Raw genomic sequence first — 18,524 nt, forward strand, 5'->3', positions numbered from 1 at the left:
GGGAGGGCGTCTCCCCCCGGCTAAACCGGCCTGCCCCTGTTCGGCGGGTGTCAAGCGGCGCGGCCGCCATCAACAGGATGCGGCTTCCCTGTCCCAGAGTGGCGAGCCGCTAGCGCGTGGCGAAGTGGGCCATAAAGGCGCTGACACGGTCGCTCGACGGTGGCACATGGCGGTCGATGGCGACGTCGTGTTCCGCTTGGTTCCGGAAGACCCCCGGCACCATTTCGAAGGAACGATCGCCGTTCTCGATGCGGAGCATGTCGGGCGATGCGTCGCGGTAGAACTCGCGGTGCAGCCACAGGATGAAGTCCGTGGATGCCGGTTCCGGCAGGCGCTCATCCGCGGCCATCTCGTCCACCGCGCGCTGAACCCGGACATGGGCGGCCGCCTCGATCTGCAGGTTGCGGCGCCCCGTCTCTTCGGCGAGGTCATCGTCCAGCGCACGCTCGATGTCGCGCGGGTGTGTGTTGTGCCCTTCGATCAGGTTGCTGTCGTAGCAGTTCATGATGCGCACGAGGTCGGCGAGGTTCGCCGCCGTCCGTGGATTCAGGCGAGCGCCGAGCTTGGCGGAACTGGCCGCCAAAACGGCGACCAGATCGGTGATGTCTTCCGATACGGCTTCCAGACGGCAAGGCTCGATCCGTCCGGGCGTCTCCAACATCTCGTTCATGGTTTGCCGATCTTCGTGTCCTCTAAGCCACTGCAGACAGTATAGAAAATGGTGGTAGGCGCCAAGCTTTTGCCGATCTTGCCGCCGATCCATGCTCGGGCCGCAAGCCCTTGCTGCGGCAAGGCTTTTTGACGCTTTGACCGCCTGTCCTTGCCGATCTCCGGTGGGGCGCCGGGATCACGCATCAATGCCCTCATCTCCTCATGGAACGCGCCATCGAGCGCGACAGCGGAGTGGCGGCGGCACCCGGAGCGGCGCGCTGGCCGCGCGCAAGGTGCGGGCGGCCCGTTTGGAGATGGCCGCGAGGATGTAGGGCAGCAGGGCCTTCCGCGATCGGTGGCCGAGGAGGCAGCGGGCTGCCTCCGGCGCCCCTTCATCGCACAACGCGATTGCGACGACGCTGCGCAGCAGGTGCGGGTTGGTTGCCTTGCCCATGCGTCGGCTGGTGACCTCAATGATATGGCGGCGCACGCTGCGCGGGCGCAACGGCGCGCCATCCTCGGACGGCCAGAGAACGTCATCGTTGCGCTCTGCGCCGGGAAGCTGCGTCCGGAACCACCCCCACCACCTCCGCCAGGGCTCCCGCAGCTCCTCCGCCATGTCCCAGACGCGCCGTCCTCCTTTGGTGTTGAGCACGAGGCTGATGGGGGCGCCGCCCTCGTCCAGCACCACATGGACATCGGCGCGCAGTTCGCACAGATTGCGCAGGCGCACCGGGTGGAACACCAGCAACGCCAACATGAAGCCAGCCCGGAAAAGGCGGGCGGACCTGATCCCGTGAGGCTGCCGTTCGGCCTCGCTCATCAGGCTCTGGGCGAGCTGCCAGAGCTCCCGCAGGCTGGACAGGCGGGCGGTCCGGTTGCGCACGGGCACCGCCTCCAGCGCAAGGAGCCGGGCATCCTCCCGAAGCCAGCGCCAGTCCAGCTCCGGCCACAGGTGGCGGGCCCCGTCGTACAACCAGCGGACATAATTGCGCAGCGTGCACAGCGACCGGCCACGCGCGTCGAGCTCCTCGGCCCAGGCGGCGACGCTCGCCGGCGTCGGGCAGGACGGGAGATCGTGATCCGCGCTCCACGCCAGCCACAGCCCAACGGCGGTTTCGATGTTGCTGCGTGTCGCCGCGCTCCACGCCCAGGCTGTGCCCGCCGGGTCCATGCTGGAGGGGCTTGTTCTGTCGCGCACGGAGGCACGCCAGGACAAGCGGGGCGGCGCCGTGCAGGCAGTCTCCCATCGGCACTTCAGGTCTTCTGGCCACGCCGACAGCGGCACCCGTTGCCGCGTCGTAGCCGTTGGCCGCGGTGTGTACGGCTTACGTGGGGGAAAGTGCCGCGCGCGCAGCTCGGAACAGCGCGTGTACAGCCAGCGCCAGTCGTCGTGCGGCCACAGGATAACCGCGGCATCACGCACCCGAAGAAGGTATGACACCGCCGATGAGGGTTTCAGAAAACCGGTCATCGCCAGGAAGTACGCGTCGACGGTGTGCATGGTGGGCCTCGGCGCGTGCCTTTGCAGAAACGTCCACGACATCCAATACCCGAACGCCGAGGCAATGGCGGGCAAGTCCTTGCGGCCCGTAGCGGGGGTGCCGGTTACCCAGGCCTTGCCCAGGGAAGCCGGCCAGGTGGCCACGGGCGCGGACGCGAAGGGGAACGTCGTCGGTCGGGCCATTGCGGTTTCCTCAGGCACGCAGTTGCAGCCGCCGCGCGGCAGCACGGATCGACGCGGTGGAGCGTTTCTTGACCAGCGGCCGGACGTCCTCGTTGATGATGCGGCGGACAACTGCCGCCGCCCAGCGGCTGCGAAACGGCGCGTACTTGCGGCCCACCGGGCTCCCCGGCTTTTGGCCGAGCAGCGCGTTGACGAGGGTGCCGTTGTGCTCGGGATTCTTTTCGAGCAGCAGCATGGCAAGCAGGTGCCGCATCAGATGCAGGTTGATGCGAACGCCGGTCGCGCACCACAGCTCGTCCGTGACCAGTCGGGCAAAAACCGACGGGGACATCGGCCGGTTGTCCGCCCCCGGAAAGAGCCAGCGCTCGGTCGTGCCGACCGGCCGCAGCACGGGCAGGCAGACGCGTTCGTGCAGCCGCAGCATCTTGACCTGCTCAGGTGCGAGGTCGGTGGCTACGGGCTGCTGCGTCTTGGTCTCATCGGCACGGTACTGCAGGACGGCGCTGCCGTCGCGGTGCCAGACGACGCTGTGTTCGAGGTGGGTGAGGGACAGCGTGCGCCGGCGCACCGGCAGCGTGCCGAGGATCTCGATGGCGATCGCCGCCGCGCTCTTGCGCGCCAGCGACCGTAGCACGGGACGGCGGCCGCCGTGTGATGCAGTGCGCACCTCCTCGGTCACCGCGGCCGGCCAGGACAGAATGCGCGAAAGGACCGGTGGGGGGATGCGCAGCAGCTTGGCGAGCACGCCCGGCGTGATCTCGTCGTCCTGCGTGGTCTTCAATTCGCGCGTAAGACGCGAAAACTCGGCCAATTCGTCCGCTGCTATGTCGGGGCGCCAGCGCACGGCGATGCTGCGCAGCACCGAGACAATGGAACGCCAGCTGTCCGTGCTGGGACGGTCCTGCCCGAGGCTCTCGTCGAGCAGCATGGCGGTGACCTCAATTGTCGCCACGTCGGCGATCCGCCGAATGTCCGACAGGGCCATCTCACCGGAGCGGATCAGAGCGCCGGCGGCACGGCGCACTATCATCACGTGGCCGGTCACAGTGGTGTCGGCGAGAGGCCGCCGCTCCTTGATCCCGCGGAGATCGCGCCCGCCGCCTGCCGTGCCCGTTGGACCCGGCGCCGTCGGACAGCCGGTGGTGACCGAAAGGGCAGATCGCGTGGCGCGCAACCGCTCGAGCCGCGTCATTGTCGCCGTAATCGGGACGGTCGGCCGCAGACCACGGCTGGCGACGTATTGCGCGACGTCGTCTTGGAACGATGCCGGAAAGCTCTCCAGCGGCAAGGCGAGACAGGGCGCCCGCTCCGGTTTTGGCCACGGCAGGGTCGGCCAGCCAACGATCTCGCCTGTCGCGCGGGTCCAGGCCGCCCGCAGTTGTCGCGCCTTTTTCGCGCGATGCCGTGGATCGGGCAACGAGGCGTGGCGCAGGCGCTCGAGTGCCGCCTCGAGGTCCGCGACGGTCACCGTATCCGGCCTTACGCTGGCGGCGTCGAGCGCGCGCAGCAGCGCCGACAGCCGCCCCTGGTGCAGATCGCCGGCGCGCCGCTCGAACAAAGGGACGCGGTCGAGGAGGTCCTGCCAGCCCGAGGACAGCGGCTGCACCGGAGGCGGCGCGAGGCCGGCGTATTCCTCCAGGCAGCGGCGCACACTCGTCTTGACGCGCGTGACGCGCGCGGGCGACAGATCGCGCCCGGTCTTGCTCAGTCCCTTCGGGTTGAGCGTGGCGAGCCGGTCCTCGACCGCCGCCAGATCGACCGGAATGGCTTCCGGCGCGAGGCCCAGCCAGCGGGCGAACACGGTCAGATTGCCGGAGCGATCTTTGCGCTGCTTGGCGGTCAGCGCCGGGTCGGCGGCGACGGCGTCGAGCAGGTCGCGGAACGTGCGGGCAGTGGCCAAGGTCATGGCGTGGCTCCGGGTGGCATGGAGGACGGACGGCGTGTGGCAGCGGCGGGCAGCGGACCGGCGCTTTCGGCGCTGCCGGCGGCTGCCAGCCGGCGCCAAGCGCTGAAGGAGCGGGGAAAAACGCCGGAGTGGGGCGGTCGCGATAAGCGCTGGAACGACCCTGCCCCAGTCCGGCGTGTTGGTGGCAAGCCTCTGACACTGCGTGTCGTTGGCTGCCTACGCCTGCCAGCAAGCCTAGTCCCGCCGCCCCCTCGGCCCCGGTCCCAGGTGCGTGCGCTCGTAGCGTCGCACCTCGTCGGCGCTGAACAGGGTGCGGCCACGCATGCGCGTCGGGCGCAGCCGCTCGTCGGCGACCTCGCGGTAGAGGGTGCGTTCGCTGACGCGCCAGCGCGCGACCAGGTCGGCGTAGCCCAACCAGGCGGGGAGGGGAGGGGGGCTGGACGGTCCGGCCATTGTTGGCTCCTGCGGGCAAGAAAGGGGCATTCGCGGACGTGAGGAGTCCGCGCCGCACCCGTTGTGGTTGAGGGTAGAGCCAGCATCGTTGGGCGGCCGACGACCGTCAACGGGCAGTCGCTGTCAGCAACTCACAAACATCACGCTGTCCGGAGAAGCCACCACGGCGAGCGATCCATGGCCGAGCGTCCCGTCGGGACGCCATAGCAACCTTCCGTCCTCCAGACGGCCCGGAGTGGATGGGGTCAGAGTGACGGAATCGCCACCCGATGGTTCGGTCGCAGGGTCGTGTACATCTCCATGTACTCGGCGCAGGTCGCCCGCATGCGGGCGTACCACGCTGCGGTGAGCTTGGTGTGCGGGCGGTGGCGCAGACGGACGAGGTCCAGCAGTTCCGCCTTGCTCATGATTCGGTCCAGGGGGACCAGAAGCGGAGTGTGGCCGTATCGGCTGTACACGCCATAGCGCCGATCCGACTTGATCAGCGCGTCCGCCGCCGCGCGCGCCGCCACCGCGACCGCCTGCTCCTGGGACTCTCCTCCTCGTGCCGAGCAGGGATGCAGGATCTCCCCATCCGAGCTGACGGCGCTGACGACGTGCCCAACGTATTCAACGAAGCCCATGCGATGCAGCTCTTCGACCCAGCGCATCAACTGCTGGCGGAGACCGTGCTCGTCCGTCTCGGGGGCATCGAGATACTTGATCGTCCGCGCAAAAACGGGGTGACGCGGATCGAGCTCGAACGCAGGGCGCTCGAACACCCAGACGGTGTTCTTGCCCCGCTGGTCGATCTTGCTCTTCTGGTAGCGCCAGCGCATGGCGTTCCAGTGGATACCGCCGTCCGAGAGCAGGTCCTGTGCCGCATGCAGGCGCACGAGCAGGTGCAACGCCGCCGAAGCGCCGTACTTGTGCAACGTCGCCAACGGCTTCTGTCCGGATGCGCCGCGAACCAAGGAGGTCGGCAGCCAGACCCATTGTGGCTTTGCCGCTTCGGCCGCGTCATAGAAGATGGGCTCGACCGTCTGGTCGGGCAGCCTCCGCGCCCAGCCTTTAGCGATCAGCTGATCAGCCACCACGGTGGGCCGGTTGTGCCGGAGGCGCCGGCAGCGTCCGCGGCGCATTTCGCGCTCGCCCGCGACCAGCCGGTCGAACAGCATGCGCTCAACCTGCGTCAGTGGCGGCGGCGGCGCCCCTTCACAGCCCGGCACTTCGTGCGCCGGAACGAGCCGGCTCATCTTGTCATTCACCCTGGCGACCAACCCGGCTTCCTGCATCGCCTTGAGGGCCATCTTGGCCCGATCGGGACTCATCTTAACGTAAGTCCGCAAGGCGTTGATGCTGGCTTTCGTAGACCGGTTGTCTGCCTGCGTGAACGCACCCAAAACAAGATACGCGTAACCAACGTTCATACCAACCGCGCAGGCGCGTTCAAACGCCCGACGGTCGATCAGGAAGAAACCGCCTCCCGTGCTGCCGGAGGTACTGGACGGGCTGGCTTCCGACATCGGCGCGGACGGCGTCGGGGCGGAGTATCCGGGGGAGACCAAAGCAACGGACGACATGAGCGAAGCCTCATCGATCGGGGTAACTCTTCACGATCTTGTCCGGTGAAAAATGCGGTCAACGCCCGGCGCTCATCCGTCCTGTGCTGGATCGGTTCGCCCATGGGACGTTCTTGACCGTTGGCGGGAACCGTTCCGTTGCGACGTTGGACGGAGCGGCCTTCTGTTCATCGCGGTGCGGGTTGATCCAACTGGAGTTTTCGTCTGCGATTGCATGGCCGGCACTCTCGACACGTCATTGCCGCGGAGGCGTAAGACTCCTGATTTCGGGCCAAATGCCTGAATTCGTTGAGCGACCGGGGTGCAAATGCAGACTTGAACGCCGCCGATGCGACATCACGGCGACCTCCAATCGACACGCCATCAGATTACTCAGAGTTGTGTTACGGAAAGTGCCCCGGAAGTCGGTTCATGACTATGTCCTTGATCTGCGCATGCTATAGGGGCCAAAACGCCCGTATGGCGAGAGAATCTACGTGTTCTAGTGTCTGTCTTGGCCTGCTACATCAATTGACCATAATTGACCGTCAAGCAGGGTAGTCGTTCGCATCCTTCGGATGTCGCGTGCGCGACGGTAAGGACCTGCAGGATGGTAGCGGAACCACGCGTACTTCGTACGACGAACGCTCCCAGTACGTTGCCGCGCTCATCCTCCAAGGGCGCGGCGATCCAACGCGGTGTGCAGGCACCGTCTGCGCACGTCCTGCCGGGACGGACATCGCCCTCATCGGCGCCAGCACGGGGCCTTGACCAAGTGGCGTGGCAGGTCTGTGCCGCATGCCGATGACGTGGGGCAGGGTGGTGGCTTCACAGTGAGCGGTGTTCCCCGATCGTATCCGAGAGCGCCGGCGACCGCAGCAGGCGACACACGAGTTCGGTGCGGCTTCTGACAGCCAAGGCACGGTAGATCGCTGTGCCGTGCACTTTTACCGTGCCTTCGCTGATGCCGAGGCGCTCTGCGATCCGCTTGTTCGGGAGTCCCTCGGCAATCAGCGCCGCGATAATCCGTTGCCGCGGGGTCAGGTAGGCAAGATCGGTGCCGAAGGGGTGAAGCGCTGTGTCCGCCGCGTCGGCCGAGGTGGGCGGACACGGTTCGGATCGTGCCACGCTGGCTGGCACGACGCAAAACCCGGCCGCGACGCTGGCCAGTGCGGCCTGAAGAGCGTGGGGCGCTTCCTGGCCCGTCAGAAGGAGGTCGGCGCCGCTGGTGAGCAAGGTGGCCGGATTGCCGCTCCTCGTCGGCGGCGCGATCACGGCGATTGCCGGTGGATGGCGCAGCGTCCGCAGGTGAGCGATGAGGAATTCCGTCTCCGCGTCCGGTGCAGGTGCATGGAGGACCACAAGGCCGTAGTCAGCCGAGCGATCGATGGTCCAGATCGAGGCCAGGACCTCGACGTGGGCGGTGGGGGCGGCGCGCTCGACAAGACGGACGAGCCCTTGGCCAGCCAGGAAGTCGGCGCTGACAATGGCGGCGCGTGTCAGCGGAGAAGGCTGAGCGACGGTCGCGGCCAGAGCGGGGACGTTGGGTGACATGCGGTGTGCTCCTTATAGGGCGCTGGGCGTGAAGCGGAACGCCCGATGGTTTGGAACGGCTGGTGCGCTGGTGGACACTGGAGGGTGCCCACCAGCAATCCCGGCTAACGGAAGGCGGGAGCGGACGAACCGGCCGGCGTCTCCGGCGGATGACGCACACTCGGCCGCTGCGCCCGTGCGGCGCGGAAGTGCAGGGCGAGCCCGCGCAGCCCTGAAGCCAGCGCCCATGAGGACTCGGCGAGGAGTGCCGCGGTTACGGTATCGCTGATCAGCGCCGTTGCCTGCGCGTAGGCGATTTCCCCGATGGCGATCGATGCGTGGTCGTCGGCGCAGACCGCAACGACGGAGGTGACCGTGACGACCGGCTTGACCGTCACCGGCACCGCCAGCGTCGCGGTGGCCAGACCGTGCACCTCGGTGCCGTGGTCCCATAGGGGCGCGGCGGCCTGGAGACCGGCTGCAACGTCGGCGAGATGGCGGCGCAGACGCCCGGTGTTGAGATCGCCGCTCGCGTGGGGCGGAGCGAGCAGGTCGAGGGCAACGAGCTCTGCGGGGAGGAGCCGCATCAGATCGCTCACCCATGCCGCGGCCCGGGCGTGGAGCGGGGTTTCGAGACGGCAGGCTTGACCGTCCAGCCTGAGCACACCATCGGCGTAGTACAAGTGGACGGGATGCGTGTGCGCGAGAGCTTGCGAGAGAGCGTGCATTCGGTTGTCTCCGTTGAGAAGAGGCCCGACGCGGCGTCCGGTGGGTGACCGCCGAGGGCCGCGCCTGTACGGCGCGCGGCCCTCGGCGGTCACCCACGGATCTCTCTGACTTCATTTGCAGTGCGATGGCCCAAAGCGTGCCGGTACGTGCCTCGCCTCCACGGCCGCAACACGCTGCCTCGGCATCGGCTTCCCCACAACAGCGCTCCCGCCGCAAGCGGGGCGCCGACGCGCATGGCCTCGTGCAACAGCCCGCGCAATAGCGCGCGGCCGTGCGTCGGTGTGAGACGACGACACTCCGATGCAGTCTGGCCGGTTGTTCAAGGACGATGGTCGCGGTTCCTTCCTCGAAGCCAAACCCACAGACCCAACTGAGCGAGGACCCACCAGGAGACTGAACGATGGGCACCGAGCCTCATCTGTCTGGACCGGCGCCCTGGCCGACGTTCCACAAAGGGCGTATAATCGTACCGCACTCAACCTTTGCACGTGGCAGCGACGAGCATGAACGTTAGTGAAACCCCGGAGCAGCGTCGTGCGCGCCTCAAAGCCCTGGCGCAGGCCCGTGTCGGCCGTTTGGTCGGCGGCGAAGACGTCCAACCGCACATGGATATTGCCGAGATGCGGCGGCTGACGGAAGCGCAGGCGGCCGAAACCATGGCCACCTTGCTCGATCAGCGCGCTGTCGACTTCCCGGTCCGGGCGCACAGGGTGCAGGTAGCCTTGGCCGACGAGACCAGGTCCCCGGGACGCCACCTTCTCATCTTCGCCGTACAGGTTGACGGCGCTCCGCTGGACGAGGTTCTGATGTGCGACGCGCTGCACCTGGGGCGTGGATTTGCTTTCGAAGTGCCGAAAGCTTTACAGCATCGGTTCGGCAGCGAGGCCGTCTGGGGCGACACGCCGTACGACGCCTTGTTCCGAGTCGTCGGTGACAGCAGCTTTCCGGCCTTCCTGGAGAGCCTGACGTCCCAATGCGCGGCGCAGGAAGCTGCCCGCGACCAAGCCATTGCTCGGATCGTTGAGGAGGTCGGGCGCTTCCGCGACGTGCTGGTCCGCAAGTATCGGCAGCTGACCTACCAGGACGAGTACGAAACCCTGGAGGTCGCCCGCTTCCGAGACGAGGCGCGACGGTTCGCGGGCAAGCGCCTCGCTGACCTCCCGGTGGAGGCGGTTGTGGACGTCCTCGTTGAGCTGGTGGGCGGATGGGCGGCCGAGGACGGCGGAGAGGCCGTGGCGTTCGACCCCGGCATGTCTCCGCTCGACTACGAGCGGTTCTGCGCCGCCCTGTTCGAGCGCGTGGGATGGACTGCCCGCCTTACAAGAGCCTCCGGGGACCAGGGCGCGGACATCCTCTGCGAGGCGAACGGGCGGCGCCTGGTCGTGCAGTGCAAGCTCTACTCGTCGTCCGTTGGGAACGCGGCGGTGCAAGAGGTCGTTGCCGCGCGCGAGTACGAGTACGCCGACCTCGCCACCGTGGTGTCCAACGCCGCCTACACCACGGCGGCTCGGGAACTGGCCTCGGCCACCGGCGTGCTCCTGCTCCACCACGACGAGATCGCCGCCGTCACGCCCTGACCGGGGGCTCGGTTTGGCGCCCGTGGCGAGCAGCCGAACCCTTGGTGGCCTCGCGAAAGGATCGTTGCCGTCACCCGGCGGGAAACGCGCCTCGACGGCTCGCCCGGACGGACCCAGCCGCCGACGCCATTAGGCAAGCACCGCATCGGGAACCAGCCGGTAGTCGCCGATGAACGTCGCCCGCACGAACATCGGGCCGCGCAGGGCGGAGAGCGAAGGGAGCGGCTTGCTCCGCCCGAGGGCCGTGAACTGTGTCACCAGCCTCCGCTCGGCCTCCGGGATCAGCTCCAGGCCGGTGACCTCCCAGAAGAAGTGCGCTGTCGGGGTGTCCTGCGTTACGCAGCTCTTCGGCCGCACCGTGGCGTCCGGATGCACGCCGCCGACGGCGCCAACGGTCCTCACCAGCACGGCCCGGTACGAGACCCGGCCATACACCGGGTCGCGCATGCCGTCGGGATCGGCCTGAGGATCGCTGACGTAGATGAACACCGGCATGCCTTTGAGCCCGTATTCAGCCTCGACGTTGCCGAACCGCATCCAGTCCCCCTGGGAGCCGAATGCGACTCTACGCCGCTCGGCGCAGCATGCCAGCGCGTCCTTCATGTGCATTGCCGGAACTGGCGCGAGCAGCCCAACTCCCATCGTGAGCCTCCTGTGGCAGATCAAGCGGGCCGCCATCCCGTTCTTCAGGTAGGCGCCAAAACCCTGGCGCAATGCTTCGAGCTCCCTCGACCATCATACCGACGCGAACGGCACCGCTGAAGTCGGTTCCGCAGCCCGGCCCGCGGGTCCGGCGAGGAGCAGCCGCTCCGCCAGATCGAGCGCGTCGTCCGGCCAATACGCCGCGGGACGGGGACGGCGCGCGCCGGCCTCCGCCATGGGGCGGCAGGTCAGGACGGCGGCGGCCCACTGCGCGGGCACCGAATGCCGCCCGGCTGTCGCTCCCACCAGCGCCCCGGCAACGGCGGCGTTGGTGTCGGTGTCGCCGCCGCGCATGACCGTCGCCGTAACCGCCTCCCCGACGCCGAGGCCCGCGGCGAGCCGGTGGAAGGCGTTCCGCAGGGCAATCAGGACCCAGCCCTGCTGCGTCTGGAAGTCCTGCGGAGGTGCGTCGGCGGCGTGGCTGATGCAGTCCCCGACCGCGGTGGCTCCCGGTCCCTGGCCGGCATGCGCCAGCGCCGCGTCGGTCATCTCGGCCCGGGAACCGCCCGCCACACCGACGGCAATCGCAGCCGCGTAGGCGGCGCATGCCGCCACGCAGACCGGATGCGGGTGCGTGAGCGCGCTGTCCCGGGCGGCGAGACCGGCGGCCAAGCCCGGGTCCCCGGCGGCGAAGATCCCGATGGGACTGACGCGCATCAGGGACCCGTTTGCCTGGCTGGCTCGCTTCGCGGCGCTCCATGCCGCGTCGAGCGCCCTCCCCGGTGCGGCAGAGGCGGCGCCCAGCGCCGCGGACGTCGTACCGCCGATGTCGAACGGCAAGGAGCGGTACCAAGCGAGATACGCCGCCAGCACGGCCTCGTCGCTCCACGCGCTGTCGGCGGCAAGCCGCCGCGCGAGCGTCAGGGCGAGTTCGGAATCGTCGGTGGGCTGACCGGCGAGCGTGTCCCACGTTCCACCATCCCGCATCGTGCGGATGCCGCCCGGATACCGTCGCGCAATCGTCGAGGCCGGGAGAAACTCGACAAGTCCCCCCAGAGCGTCTCCCGCCAGTTGCCCCAACAGGCAGCCCTGCGCGCGGTCGAGGACCGACGGGTCAAGACGCCGCCGGCGTGGGGGAGCCGAAGACGGTCGTGTCCGCCCGTCCATCCGAACCATTCGCCAGTCCCGGTGCGCCAGCTCCGCGACCGCGACTGCGGCTCCGCCGAAGCACGACGCTTTACGGCTCCGGGCCTCGCGGGTGTAGGTCACGGCCCGCCCGCGCTCGTCCAGGAGCACGCCGTCGGCCGCCCGCAGCAGGGCGTGTCCGGCGGCGTAGTCCCAGGAGCACGGCCCGTTGAGCGAGACGGCGGCGAGCGCCAGCCGGTAGGCGATGCTGGGCATGGGCCGGAACCGCGCGGGCGCCACCACCCTGGCATTGCCGACCGGGTGCTCGGCGGCAGCCCGGGACACGAACACGGTCTCCCCGCCGCCAAGCGCCCGGCCCTTCAGCCTCGCCGCGACCGGCTCGCCGTTCCGGATGATCGGTCCGCATCCCTCCGCCCAGGCGATCTGGTCGCCGCGGTCGTCGGGAAAGGCGAAGGCGTGCACCACGCCAAGGACGGGAACCCCATCGCGGACGACGGCGACGGAGACCGTCGATCCGCGGTGGCCGCGAAGGAAGTCGCTCGTCCCGTCATGGACGTCGACGACCCACCAGTAGGGGCAGCCGTCCACCCTGCGCTCGCCGGTCTCCTCGCCGATCCAGTTCCAGGGGCAGGCGCCGAGAAGCCGCTCCCGCAGCAGCCGTTCGGCCTCCACGTCGACCTCGGCATGAGAACCGGCCCCCCGAGGCCCTCCGGGACGGTAAAGCTCGTCCCTGAGCAGGGCACCCGCTTCCCGGGCGGCCGCAATGGCGGCGCCCAGGGCGGTGCGGAGCGGCCGCGCCCGGCGGGCCTCCGGGAGTTCAGGATCGGCGGCGTTGCGTGACGGCTGCATGGTGGATGGCCTCCGGGTGCGTGTATGATGGCCGACATCATGGTCGCGGTCCCCCGGGAAAGGCGCCGACGGCGGGATTTTCCCCGGCACCCGACCGCACGAAGCCGGGGAGGGCAGGGATGGGGGAGCTGCATCGCGAATACCGGGATTTCGTCGGCTTCTACTGGACCCTTCCTTTGCCGGCCTTCGGCTTTACCAAGCTTCCGGACTTCCCCGACGAAGCCGCCCGTGCCAGCCGGACGATCCGGTATCAGCGCGAGGCCGTGAGGCGGTACGTGGCCGAGCGCAAGGGCCGTCTGGCCGACGAGGTAGTCTTCCTCGAGATCCACCCCGACCGCAGCAGCGACGGCGTGGAGCCCTACGTCGAGCGTGCCCTGCGCAGCTGCCAGAAGCACCACGCCCAGCTGGTGTTCGTGGACTTTGCCAGGGAGCACGGATGGCGCAGCCACCCGTGGATGAGCCGCCTCATGCACTTGGCCCCAATTTCCTGCCTGGGGCTGGATCCGGAGCCCGTCGTGATCGACGGCGAACCCTTCGATCCGATCGGGCACTTCAGGACGATGAAGGCGGCCGCCGAGAGCCGCGGGAGCCCCGCCGACCGGCGGGCGGCGCTGGCCGCCCTGGTGGCCGATGTCGTCGCAGAGATGCGGGGGGCGGCGCCCGGCCGACGCTGCGCCAGATCGCGGAGCGGCTGAACGGCGACGGCATCACGACCATTACCGGCCGCCCCTGGTCGGTGGACAATGTGAAGCATTTCCTGCGGACACTGGGAGCCGCGCCGGCCGCGGATTCGGCCTGAACGCGCGGCGTTCCTGACCGCCGGGAGAGGTCGCCGGGGGCGGCCCCGATCCGAGCCTGCGCTGCCCCCGACGTAGGATGACCGTCCGATTGCGGCGGAGCGGGGCCGTCATGTATCTTTGTCCGGGAATCAACCTGAACGAGAGGCGGAATGGCTCAGCATTCGCACTCGGTGCTGGCCTGCCTGGATGTCGAAACCGTCCCCGAACGCGACCTCCTCCCGCCCGACACTGATCCAGCGGCGTTCCCGAAGCTGCCCTACCACCGCGTGGTGGCCGTTTCCTTCGTCGAGGCGGAGATTGTCCGCGAGGACGCCGAGCACGAGTGGTACCGGGTCACGGGGGTGCGCAGCGGTGGGCGCGAGGACTACACCGAAGCGCAGATCCTGAAGGAGTTCTGGCGGTGGTTCGCCGACTGGCGGCCGCGGGTCGTCACGTACAACGGCCGCGGCTTCGATCTGCCGCTGCTCAAGCTGCGCGCCCTGTTCCACGGGGTTGCGGCGGACACATGGTACAAGGCTGGTGACAGGTGGTCGACCCACGGCCAGCGCTACAGCGCGGACTGGCATTGCGACCTGTACGACGTGCTCAGCGACTACGGCGCCACGCGCAACCTTGGCGGCCTCGACGACGTGTGCCGGTCGATGGGCCTGCCAAGCAAGATCAACGGACATGGCTCCGAGGTTGCCGACATGGTCGCGCAGTGTCGCATCGCAGATGTGCGCGCCTACTGCGAGGGCGACGTGCTGAACACGTTCGCCCTCTACGTCGAGGTAAGCGGCACCGTGAACGGCGGATCGGCCGAGGCACTCAACCGGCCGCACGATCAGCCGATCGCCTTGCCAACGCAGACGGCGCACCAGCCTCGGCCAGAGAACATCGAATGGCACCGGCGCAACGTGTTTCGCGGCTGAGACGTGGCCTGCGCGGGCGGCTATCCGGCTCAGTAGGGGGTGGCGCCATGGAATGGGCGAAAAACTACGCTAAGTGGACAAAGCTGGAGCAGATGAGGACGTCGCGACATTTGTTCGGTAGACAACGCCAAGATCGAACATATCCGGAACACAGAGCGGTGGGCCGAGTCCTGGGGGCAAGCGCTGCTGTGCTCCGGTGCCACATGGATACTGGAAAATCACTGCCTTCGTTGGCGGCCTCCGGCTGGCCGGCATGACCACGCCCATGACGCTGGACGGAGCGATGAACGACACGGCGTTCGTGGCCGTTGCCGAGCAGGTTCTGGCACCGACGCTGAGGCCGGGCGACGTCGTGGTGATGGACGATCTGCTTGCCCACGAGCTGGCGACGGCGCGGGAGGCTATTGAGCGCGCCGCCGCAATCCCTGCCTACCCCCGGTCGGCGGCCTCGTTCAGGTCGTCGCGCAGCGCGAGAAGGCTGTCGCGCAGCCTGCCCAGTGCCTCGGCGGAGCGGTTGGCCGCCTCGGAAATGCGGGTCGGCAGGCATTCCGCCCTGGCGCGCAGCGCCGCCCCTTGCGGAGTCAGGCGGATGCGCACCAGCCGCTCGTCCTGAGGATCGCGGGCGCGGGTGACGAGCCCCTGCCCCTCCAACCGCTTCAGCAGCGGGGTGAGCGTGCCGCTGTCCAGCCCCAGCCGCTCGCCCAGCGCCTTCATGGGCTGGTCGTCCTCCTCCCACAGCAGCAGCAGCATGACGTACTGCGGGTAGGTCAGCCCCAGCTCCTCCAGCAGCGGGCGGTAGACGCGCGCCATGGCCAAGTTCGCCGAATAGAGGGCGAAGCAGGCCTGGTTGGAGAGCAGAAGCGGGTCGGACTTGTCGGCTGGCATGGTGGGCTCCCACGATAAGCGTCACCGGAGCGTCGCTCGGCCGTCCTTACTGCGAAGGACGGCCGCACGCAACACTCCGGTGCTGGGCTTCCGCATCCGCAACACCCGGCGGGACGAACCGTTTCCGGCGCGCCCCGCCGGGCGGAGGGTCAAGCGATGGTGGTGGTCACCGGAATGTTGCCCTTGGTGGCGTGGCTGTATGGGCAGACCTTGTGGGCGCGGGCGACGAGATCCTCGGCGACGGCCTTGTCCAGGCCCGGCAGGGACACCGTGAAATCGACCGACAGGCCGAAACCCTCGCCGTCGTCGCGGGCGCCGATGGCGACCTTGGCGGTGACGGAGACGTCCTTCGGCACGGCGATCTTGTCGCGGTTGCCGACGAACTTGATGGCGCCGATGAAGCAGGCGGAATAGCCGGCGGCGAACAGCTGCTCGGGGTTGGTGGCGCCGCCCTGGCCGCCGAGTTCCTTCGGGGCGGCGAGATTGACCGACAGCAGGCCGTCGTCGCTCTCAGCCTTGCCGTCGCGCCCACCGGTCGCCGTGGCCTTGGTCGTGTAGAGAACCTTCATGATCGTCGCTCCTGTGTGATGGGGGCGCCCAAGGGATTGCGGGGCGACCCAGGTTGATGTCGGTTTCGTTTGGAAAGGCTTACTGGGCGAAGGCGCGGCGCAGCTTCTCGTTGGCGAGTTCGATGGCGCCACGGGCGGCCGGCGTGTTCGCCAGCGGGTCCAGCATCACGAAGTCGTGCATCGTGCCGTTGAAGCGGACCTGGGTCACCGGCACTCCGGCGGCGGCCAGCTTGCGGCCGTAGGCCTCGCCCTCGTCGCGCAGCACGTCGTTCTCCGCCGTGATGACCAGCGCCGGGGGCAATCCCTGGAGCTGTTCCACCGTCGCGTTCAACGGCGAGGCGGTCGGATCCTTGCGCTTGGCCGTGTCGGGCAGGTAGGCGTCCCAGAAATATTTCATGGCGTCGGTCGTCAGGAAGTAGCCGCCCTTGCCGAACTGCTTGTAGGAGCCGGTGTCGAAGCGCGCGTCGGTCACCGGGTAGAACAGCACCTGGTAGGCAATCTTCGGGCCGCCCCGCTGCTTGGCGAGCTGGCTGACCACGGCGACCATGTTGCCGCCGACGCTGTCGCCGGCGATGGCGATCCGCTGCGGGTCGATGTTCAACTGGTCGGCGTTGTCGGCCACCCACTTCAGCACGGTGTAGTCCTGCTCCAGCGGGACCGGGTACTTCACCTCCGGCGAACGGTCGTAGTCGACGAACACCACCGCGGCGTTGGAACCGACCGCGAGTTCGCGGATGAGGCGGTCGTGGGTGTCCGGGCCGCCCATCACCCAGCCGGCGCCGTGGAAGTAGACGATGACGGGAAGGCGGCCGGTGGCGCCCTGCGGGCGCAGCGTGCGGATGCGGACCTCACCGGTCGGGCCGCCGGGAATGGTCTGGTCGGCGATGTCCACCGCCGGCTTCGCGATGCCCTTGCCGGACTGGACGCTGGACAGCAGGTTGCGCGCGTCGGTCGGGCTCAGCGCGTTGATCGGCTTGCCGCCGGACTTCTCCAGCGCTTCCAGAAACTGCTGAGTCTGCGGTTCGACCGTCGGGCCGCCGGCGGCCAGCGCTGCGGTCGAGGTGGTGGCGAAGAGAACGGCTGCGGCGATGGTCTTGATCGTGTTCATGATTGGCTTCCTCGTTTCGTCGGGCCTTGGTGTTCGGCCAGTGCTCCGTCGAGCGCTGAAGTGACAATTGCGCACAATTGAATTGCGCGCAACTAATTATGCCATGCGCTATTCGATTGCGCGCAATGCATCTGGCGCATGCCGTCGCCGTCCACCAGAGGACGTCGCGACATTTGTTCGGCAGACAACGCCAAGATCGAACATATCCGGAACACAGAGCGGTGGGCCGAGTCCTGGGGGCAAGCGCTGCTGTGCTCCGGTGCCACATGGATACTGGAAAATCACTGCCTTCGTTGGCGGCCTCCGGCTGGCCGGCATGACCACGCCCATGACGCTGGACGGAGCGATGAACGACACGGCGTTCGTGGCCGTCGCCGAGCAGGTTCTGGCACCGACGCTGAGGCCGGGCGACATCGTGGTGATGGACGATCTGCTTGCCCACGAGCTGGCGAAGGCGCGGGAGGCTATTGAGCGCGCCGCCGCAATCATGCCGGTGGAATGCGTAAACTTCTTCTCAGCCGTCGGCTATGACCGTGATTGCGAGGACAATGCTCCAGCTCAGGGTTGTGTCGTCATGCCTCATTGGCCCTGAGACGTCTGCAATGCGGTCCCGCCGGTCCGCGATGTCGACTGGACCAGCACGTCCTTAATGACATCGAGGAATGCCCGCAATGGCGGCGGTACGGCGCGATGCCCGGGGTAGTAAACCGCCACCCTCTCCGGCTCGTGCATCCAAGCGGACAGCACGGTTCGCAACCTCCCCTCCGCGAGGGTGGCTTCCGCAGCCCAGCTCGCCACATACGCGACCCCCAGGCCCTGCGCGGCCGCGTCGACCATCAGTTCCTCATCGTCGAGAACCACAGGTCCGTTGACATCGATGGTCAACTCCTGCCCGGCCCGCTCGAACTCCCATCGGTACAGCCTGCCGCTCGGCATGCGGTGGCCAATGCAGCGATGGTGCCGGAGATCGTCCGGAGTTGTCGGCTCACCGGCGCGATCGAGATAGGCCGGGGATGCGACGCAGAAGAACCCCATCGGAACAGGTAGTGGCACCGCGATCATGTCCCTCGGAATGGAGTCGATAAGACGGACACCAGCATCGAAGCCGCCCGATACGATGTCGATCAGCCGCCCCTCGACGACAAGATCCACCGTCACGTCTGGGAACCGTTCCGCCACGCGCGGGAGGATGTCGCGGACGAGAACGGCCGCGGCCACCCGCGGTGCATTGATCCGAACTCTGCCCGCCACGTTGCCTCGGAAGGCCGTGGTGGCATCCAGCGCTTCATCCAGGGATGTCAGCGCAACCTGCAGACGGCTGAGCAGCTCAAGCCCTGCTTCGGTCGGCGAGACGCTGCGGGTCGTGCGGTTGAGGAGTCGTACGCCCAGCCGATCCTCAAGGCTCCGCATCGCGTGGCTCAGCGTGGATGGCGCCGTCCCGAGTTCATCCGCCGCGCGGCGAAAGCTGCGATGGGTGGCAACGGCCACGAAGGCGGTGAGATCGTTGAGGGAGGGGCGCATCATTGATGGCGATCTT

The 18,524-nt window shown here is 68.1% G+C and carries 17 protein-coding genes and 2 pseudogenes; 5 read left to right on the forward strand and 14 right to left on the reverse strand.

The genetic code is table 11. The annotated features are described in order from the left end of the window. Positions 1-109: 109 nt before the first annotated feature. The 8 genes from DM194_RS27780 to DM194_RS27810 all read right to left on the reverse strand — a co-directional run bounded on the left by DM194_RS27780 (position 110) and on the right by DM194_RS27810 (position 8,499). Positions 110-670 (reverse strand): Fic family protein, encoded by a 561-nt coding sequence (locus DM194_RS27780; RefSeq protein WP_111070878.1) that lies wholly within the window; start codon positions 668-670, stop codon positions 110-112. Then, the gene (locus DM194_RS28395; protein ID WP_162630214.1) at positions 667-855 is read right to left on the reverse strand and encodes a hypothetical protein; all 189 of its coding nucleotides are present in this window, start codon (positions 853-855) and stop codon (positions 667-669) included. The genes DM194_RS27780 and DM194_RS28395 overlap by 4 nt, the downstream gene beginning before the upstream one ends. 16 nt (positions 856-871) lie before the next feature. Next, positions 872-2,338 (reverse strand): tyrosine-type recombinase/integrase, encoded by a 1,467-nt coding sequence (locus tag DM194_RS27785; RefSeq protein ID WP_111070879.1) that lies wholly within the window; start codon positions 2,336-2,338, stop codon positions 872-874. 10 nt (positions 2,339-2,348) lie between these two features. Further along, entirely contained in the window at positions 2,349-4,244 is a 1,896-nt protein-coding gene (locus tag DM194_RS27790; RefSeq protein ID WP_111070880.1) for a hypothetical protein, read from the reverse strand. Between the two features lie 234 nt (positions 4,245-4,478). After that, positions 4,479-4,727, reverse strand: a complete 249-nt coding sequence (locus DM194_RS27795) for a MerR family transcriptional regulator (protein ID WP_162630215.1) — start codon at positions 4,725-4,727, stop codon at positions 4,479-4,481. A 215-nt stretch (positions 4,728-4,942) separates the two neighbouring features. Continuing rightward, complete coding sequence (locus DM194_RS27800; protein WP_162630216.1) at positions 4,943-6,259, reverse strand: hypothetical protein; 1,317 nt, start codon at positions 6,257-6,259, stop codon at positions 4,943-4,945. A gap of 807 nt (positions 6,260-7,066) precedes the next feature. Beyond that, positions 7,067-7,792 (reverse strand): response regulator transcription factor, encoded by a 726-nt coding sequence (locus DM194_RS27805; RefSeq protein WP_111070883.1) that lies wholly within the window; start codon positions 7,790-7,792, stop codon positions 7,067-7,069. A gap of 104 nt (positions 7,793-7,896) precedes the next feature. Next, on the reverse strand, positions 7,897-8,499 hold the full coding sequence (locus DM194_RS27810) for a hypothetical protein (RefSeq protein WP_111070884.1): 603 nt from the start codon (positions 8,497-8,499) through the stop codon (positions 7,897-7,899). A gap of 504 nt (positions 8,500-9,003) precedes the next feature. Between DM194_RS27810 and DM194_RS27815 the strand changes: the two genes are divergently transcribed. Then, entirely contained in the window at positions 9,004-10,077 is a 1,074-nt protein-coding gene (locus tag DM194_RS27815) for a restriction endonuclease (RefSeq protein WP_111070885.1), read from the forward strand. A 129-nt stretch (positions 10,078-10,206) separates the two neighbouring features. On the opposite strand, the gene DM194_RS27820 is transcribed toward DM194_RS27815, so the two are convergent. Both DM194_RS27820 and DM194_RS27825 read right to left on the reverse strand, forming a co-directional pair. Beyond that, positions 10,207-10,680, reverse strand: coding sequence for a hypothetical protein (locus tag DM194_RS27820; protein ID WP_162630217.1), 474 nt, complete (start codon positions 10,678-10,680; stop codon positions 10,207-10,209). A 132-nt stretch (positions 10,681-10,812) separates the two neighbouring features. Continuing rightward, positions 10,813-12,714: an inositol monophosphatase family protein gene (locus DM194_RS27825; protein ID WP_111070888.1), complete on the reverse strand. Its 1,902-nt coding sequence runs from the start codon at positions 12,712-12,714 to the stop codon at positions 10,813-10,815. 119 nt (positions 12,715-12,833) lie between these two features. Here DM194_RS27825 and DM194_RS27830 point away from each other — a divergent pair, with 119 nt between their 5' ends. The 3 genes and pseudogenes from DM194_RS27830 to DM194_RS28400 form a co-directional block, all read left to right on the forward strand. Further along, a complete protein-coding gene (locus tag DM194_RS27830) occupies positions 12,834-13,409 on the forward strand; it encodes a hypothetical protein (protein WP_111070890.1) in 576 nt (191 codons plus the stop codon). A gap of 254 nt (positions 13,410-13,663) precedes the next feature. Next, positions 13,664-14,425: a ribonuclease H-like domain-containing protein gene (locus DM194_RS27835; protein ID WP_111070891.1), complete on the forward strand. Its 762-nt coding sequence runs from the start codon at positions 13,664-13,666 to the stop codon at positions 14,423-14,425. Positions 14,426-14,585: 160 nt separating this feature from the next. Further along, positions 14,586-14,841: pseudogene (locus tag DM194_RS28400) on the forward strand (transposase); the annotation flags it as partial. A 13-nt stretch (positions 14,842-14,854) separates the two neighbouring features. Here the strand turns inward: DM194_RS28400 and DM194_RS27845 are convergent. The 3 genes from DM194_RS27845 to DM194_RS27855 form a co-directional block, all read right to left on the reverse strand. Next, positions 14,855-15,310 carry a MarR family winged helix-turn-helix transcriptional regulator gene (locus tag DM194_RS27845; protein WP_111070895.1) on the reverse strand — a complete coding sequence of 152 codons (456 nt, stop codon included), beginning with the start codon at positions 15,308-15,310 and terminating at the stop codon, positions 14,855-14,857. 149 nt (positions 15,311-15,459) lie between these two features. Further along, complete coding sequence (locus DM194_RS27850; RefSeq protein WP_111070897.1) at positions 15,460-15,879, reverse strand: organic hydroperoxide resistance protein; 420 nt, start codon at positions 15,877-15,879, stop codon at positions 15,460-15,462. Positions 15,880-15,958: 79 nt separating this feature from the next. After that, entirely contained in the window at positions 15,959-16,987 is a 1,029-nt protein-coding gene (locus DM194_RS27855; protein WP_111070899.1) for an alpha/beta hydrolase, read from the reverse strand. A 223-nt stretch (positions 16,988-17,210) separates the two neighbouring features. On the opposite strand from DM194_RS27855, the pseudogene DM194_RS27860 reads away from it, so the two are divergent. Next, a pseudogene (locus DM194_RS27860) lies at positions 17,211-17,579 on the forward strand (transposase); the annotation flags it as partial. Here DM194_RS27860 and DM194_RS27865 read toward each other — a convergent pair. Beyond that, positions 17,567-18,511, reverse strand: coding sequence for a LysR family transcriptional regulator (locus DM194_RS27865; protein ID WP_111070903.1), 945 nt, complete (start codon positions 18,509-18,511; stop codon positions 17,567-17,569). The pseudogene DM194_RS27860 and the gene DM194_RS27865 overlap by 13 nt on opposite strands. Positions 18,512-18,524: the final 13 nt, after the last annotated feature.

Source organism: Azospirillum ramasamyi, from assembly GCF_003233655.1.
GTDB lineage: Bacteria > Pseudomonadota > Alphaproteobacteria > Azospirillales > Azospirillaceae > Azospirillum > Azospirillum ramasamyi.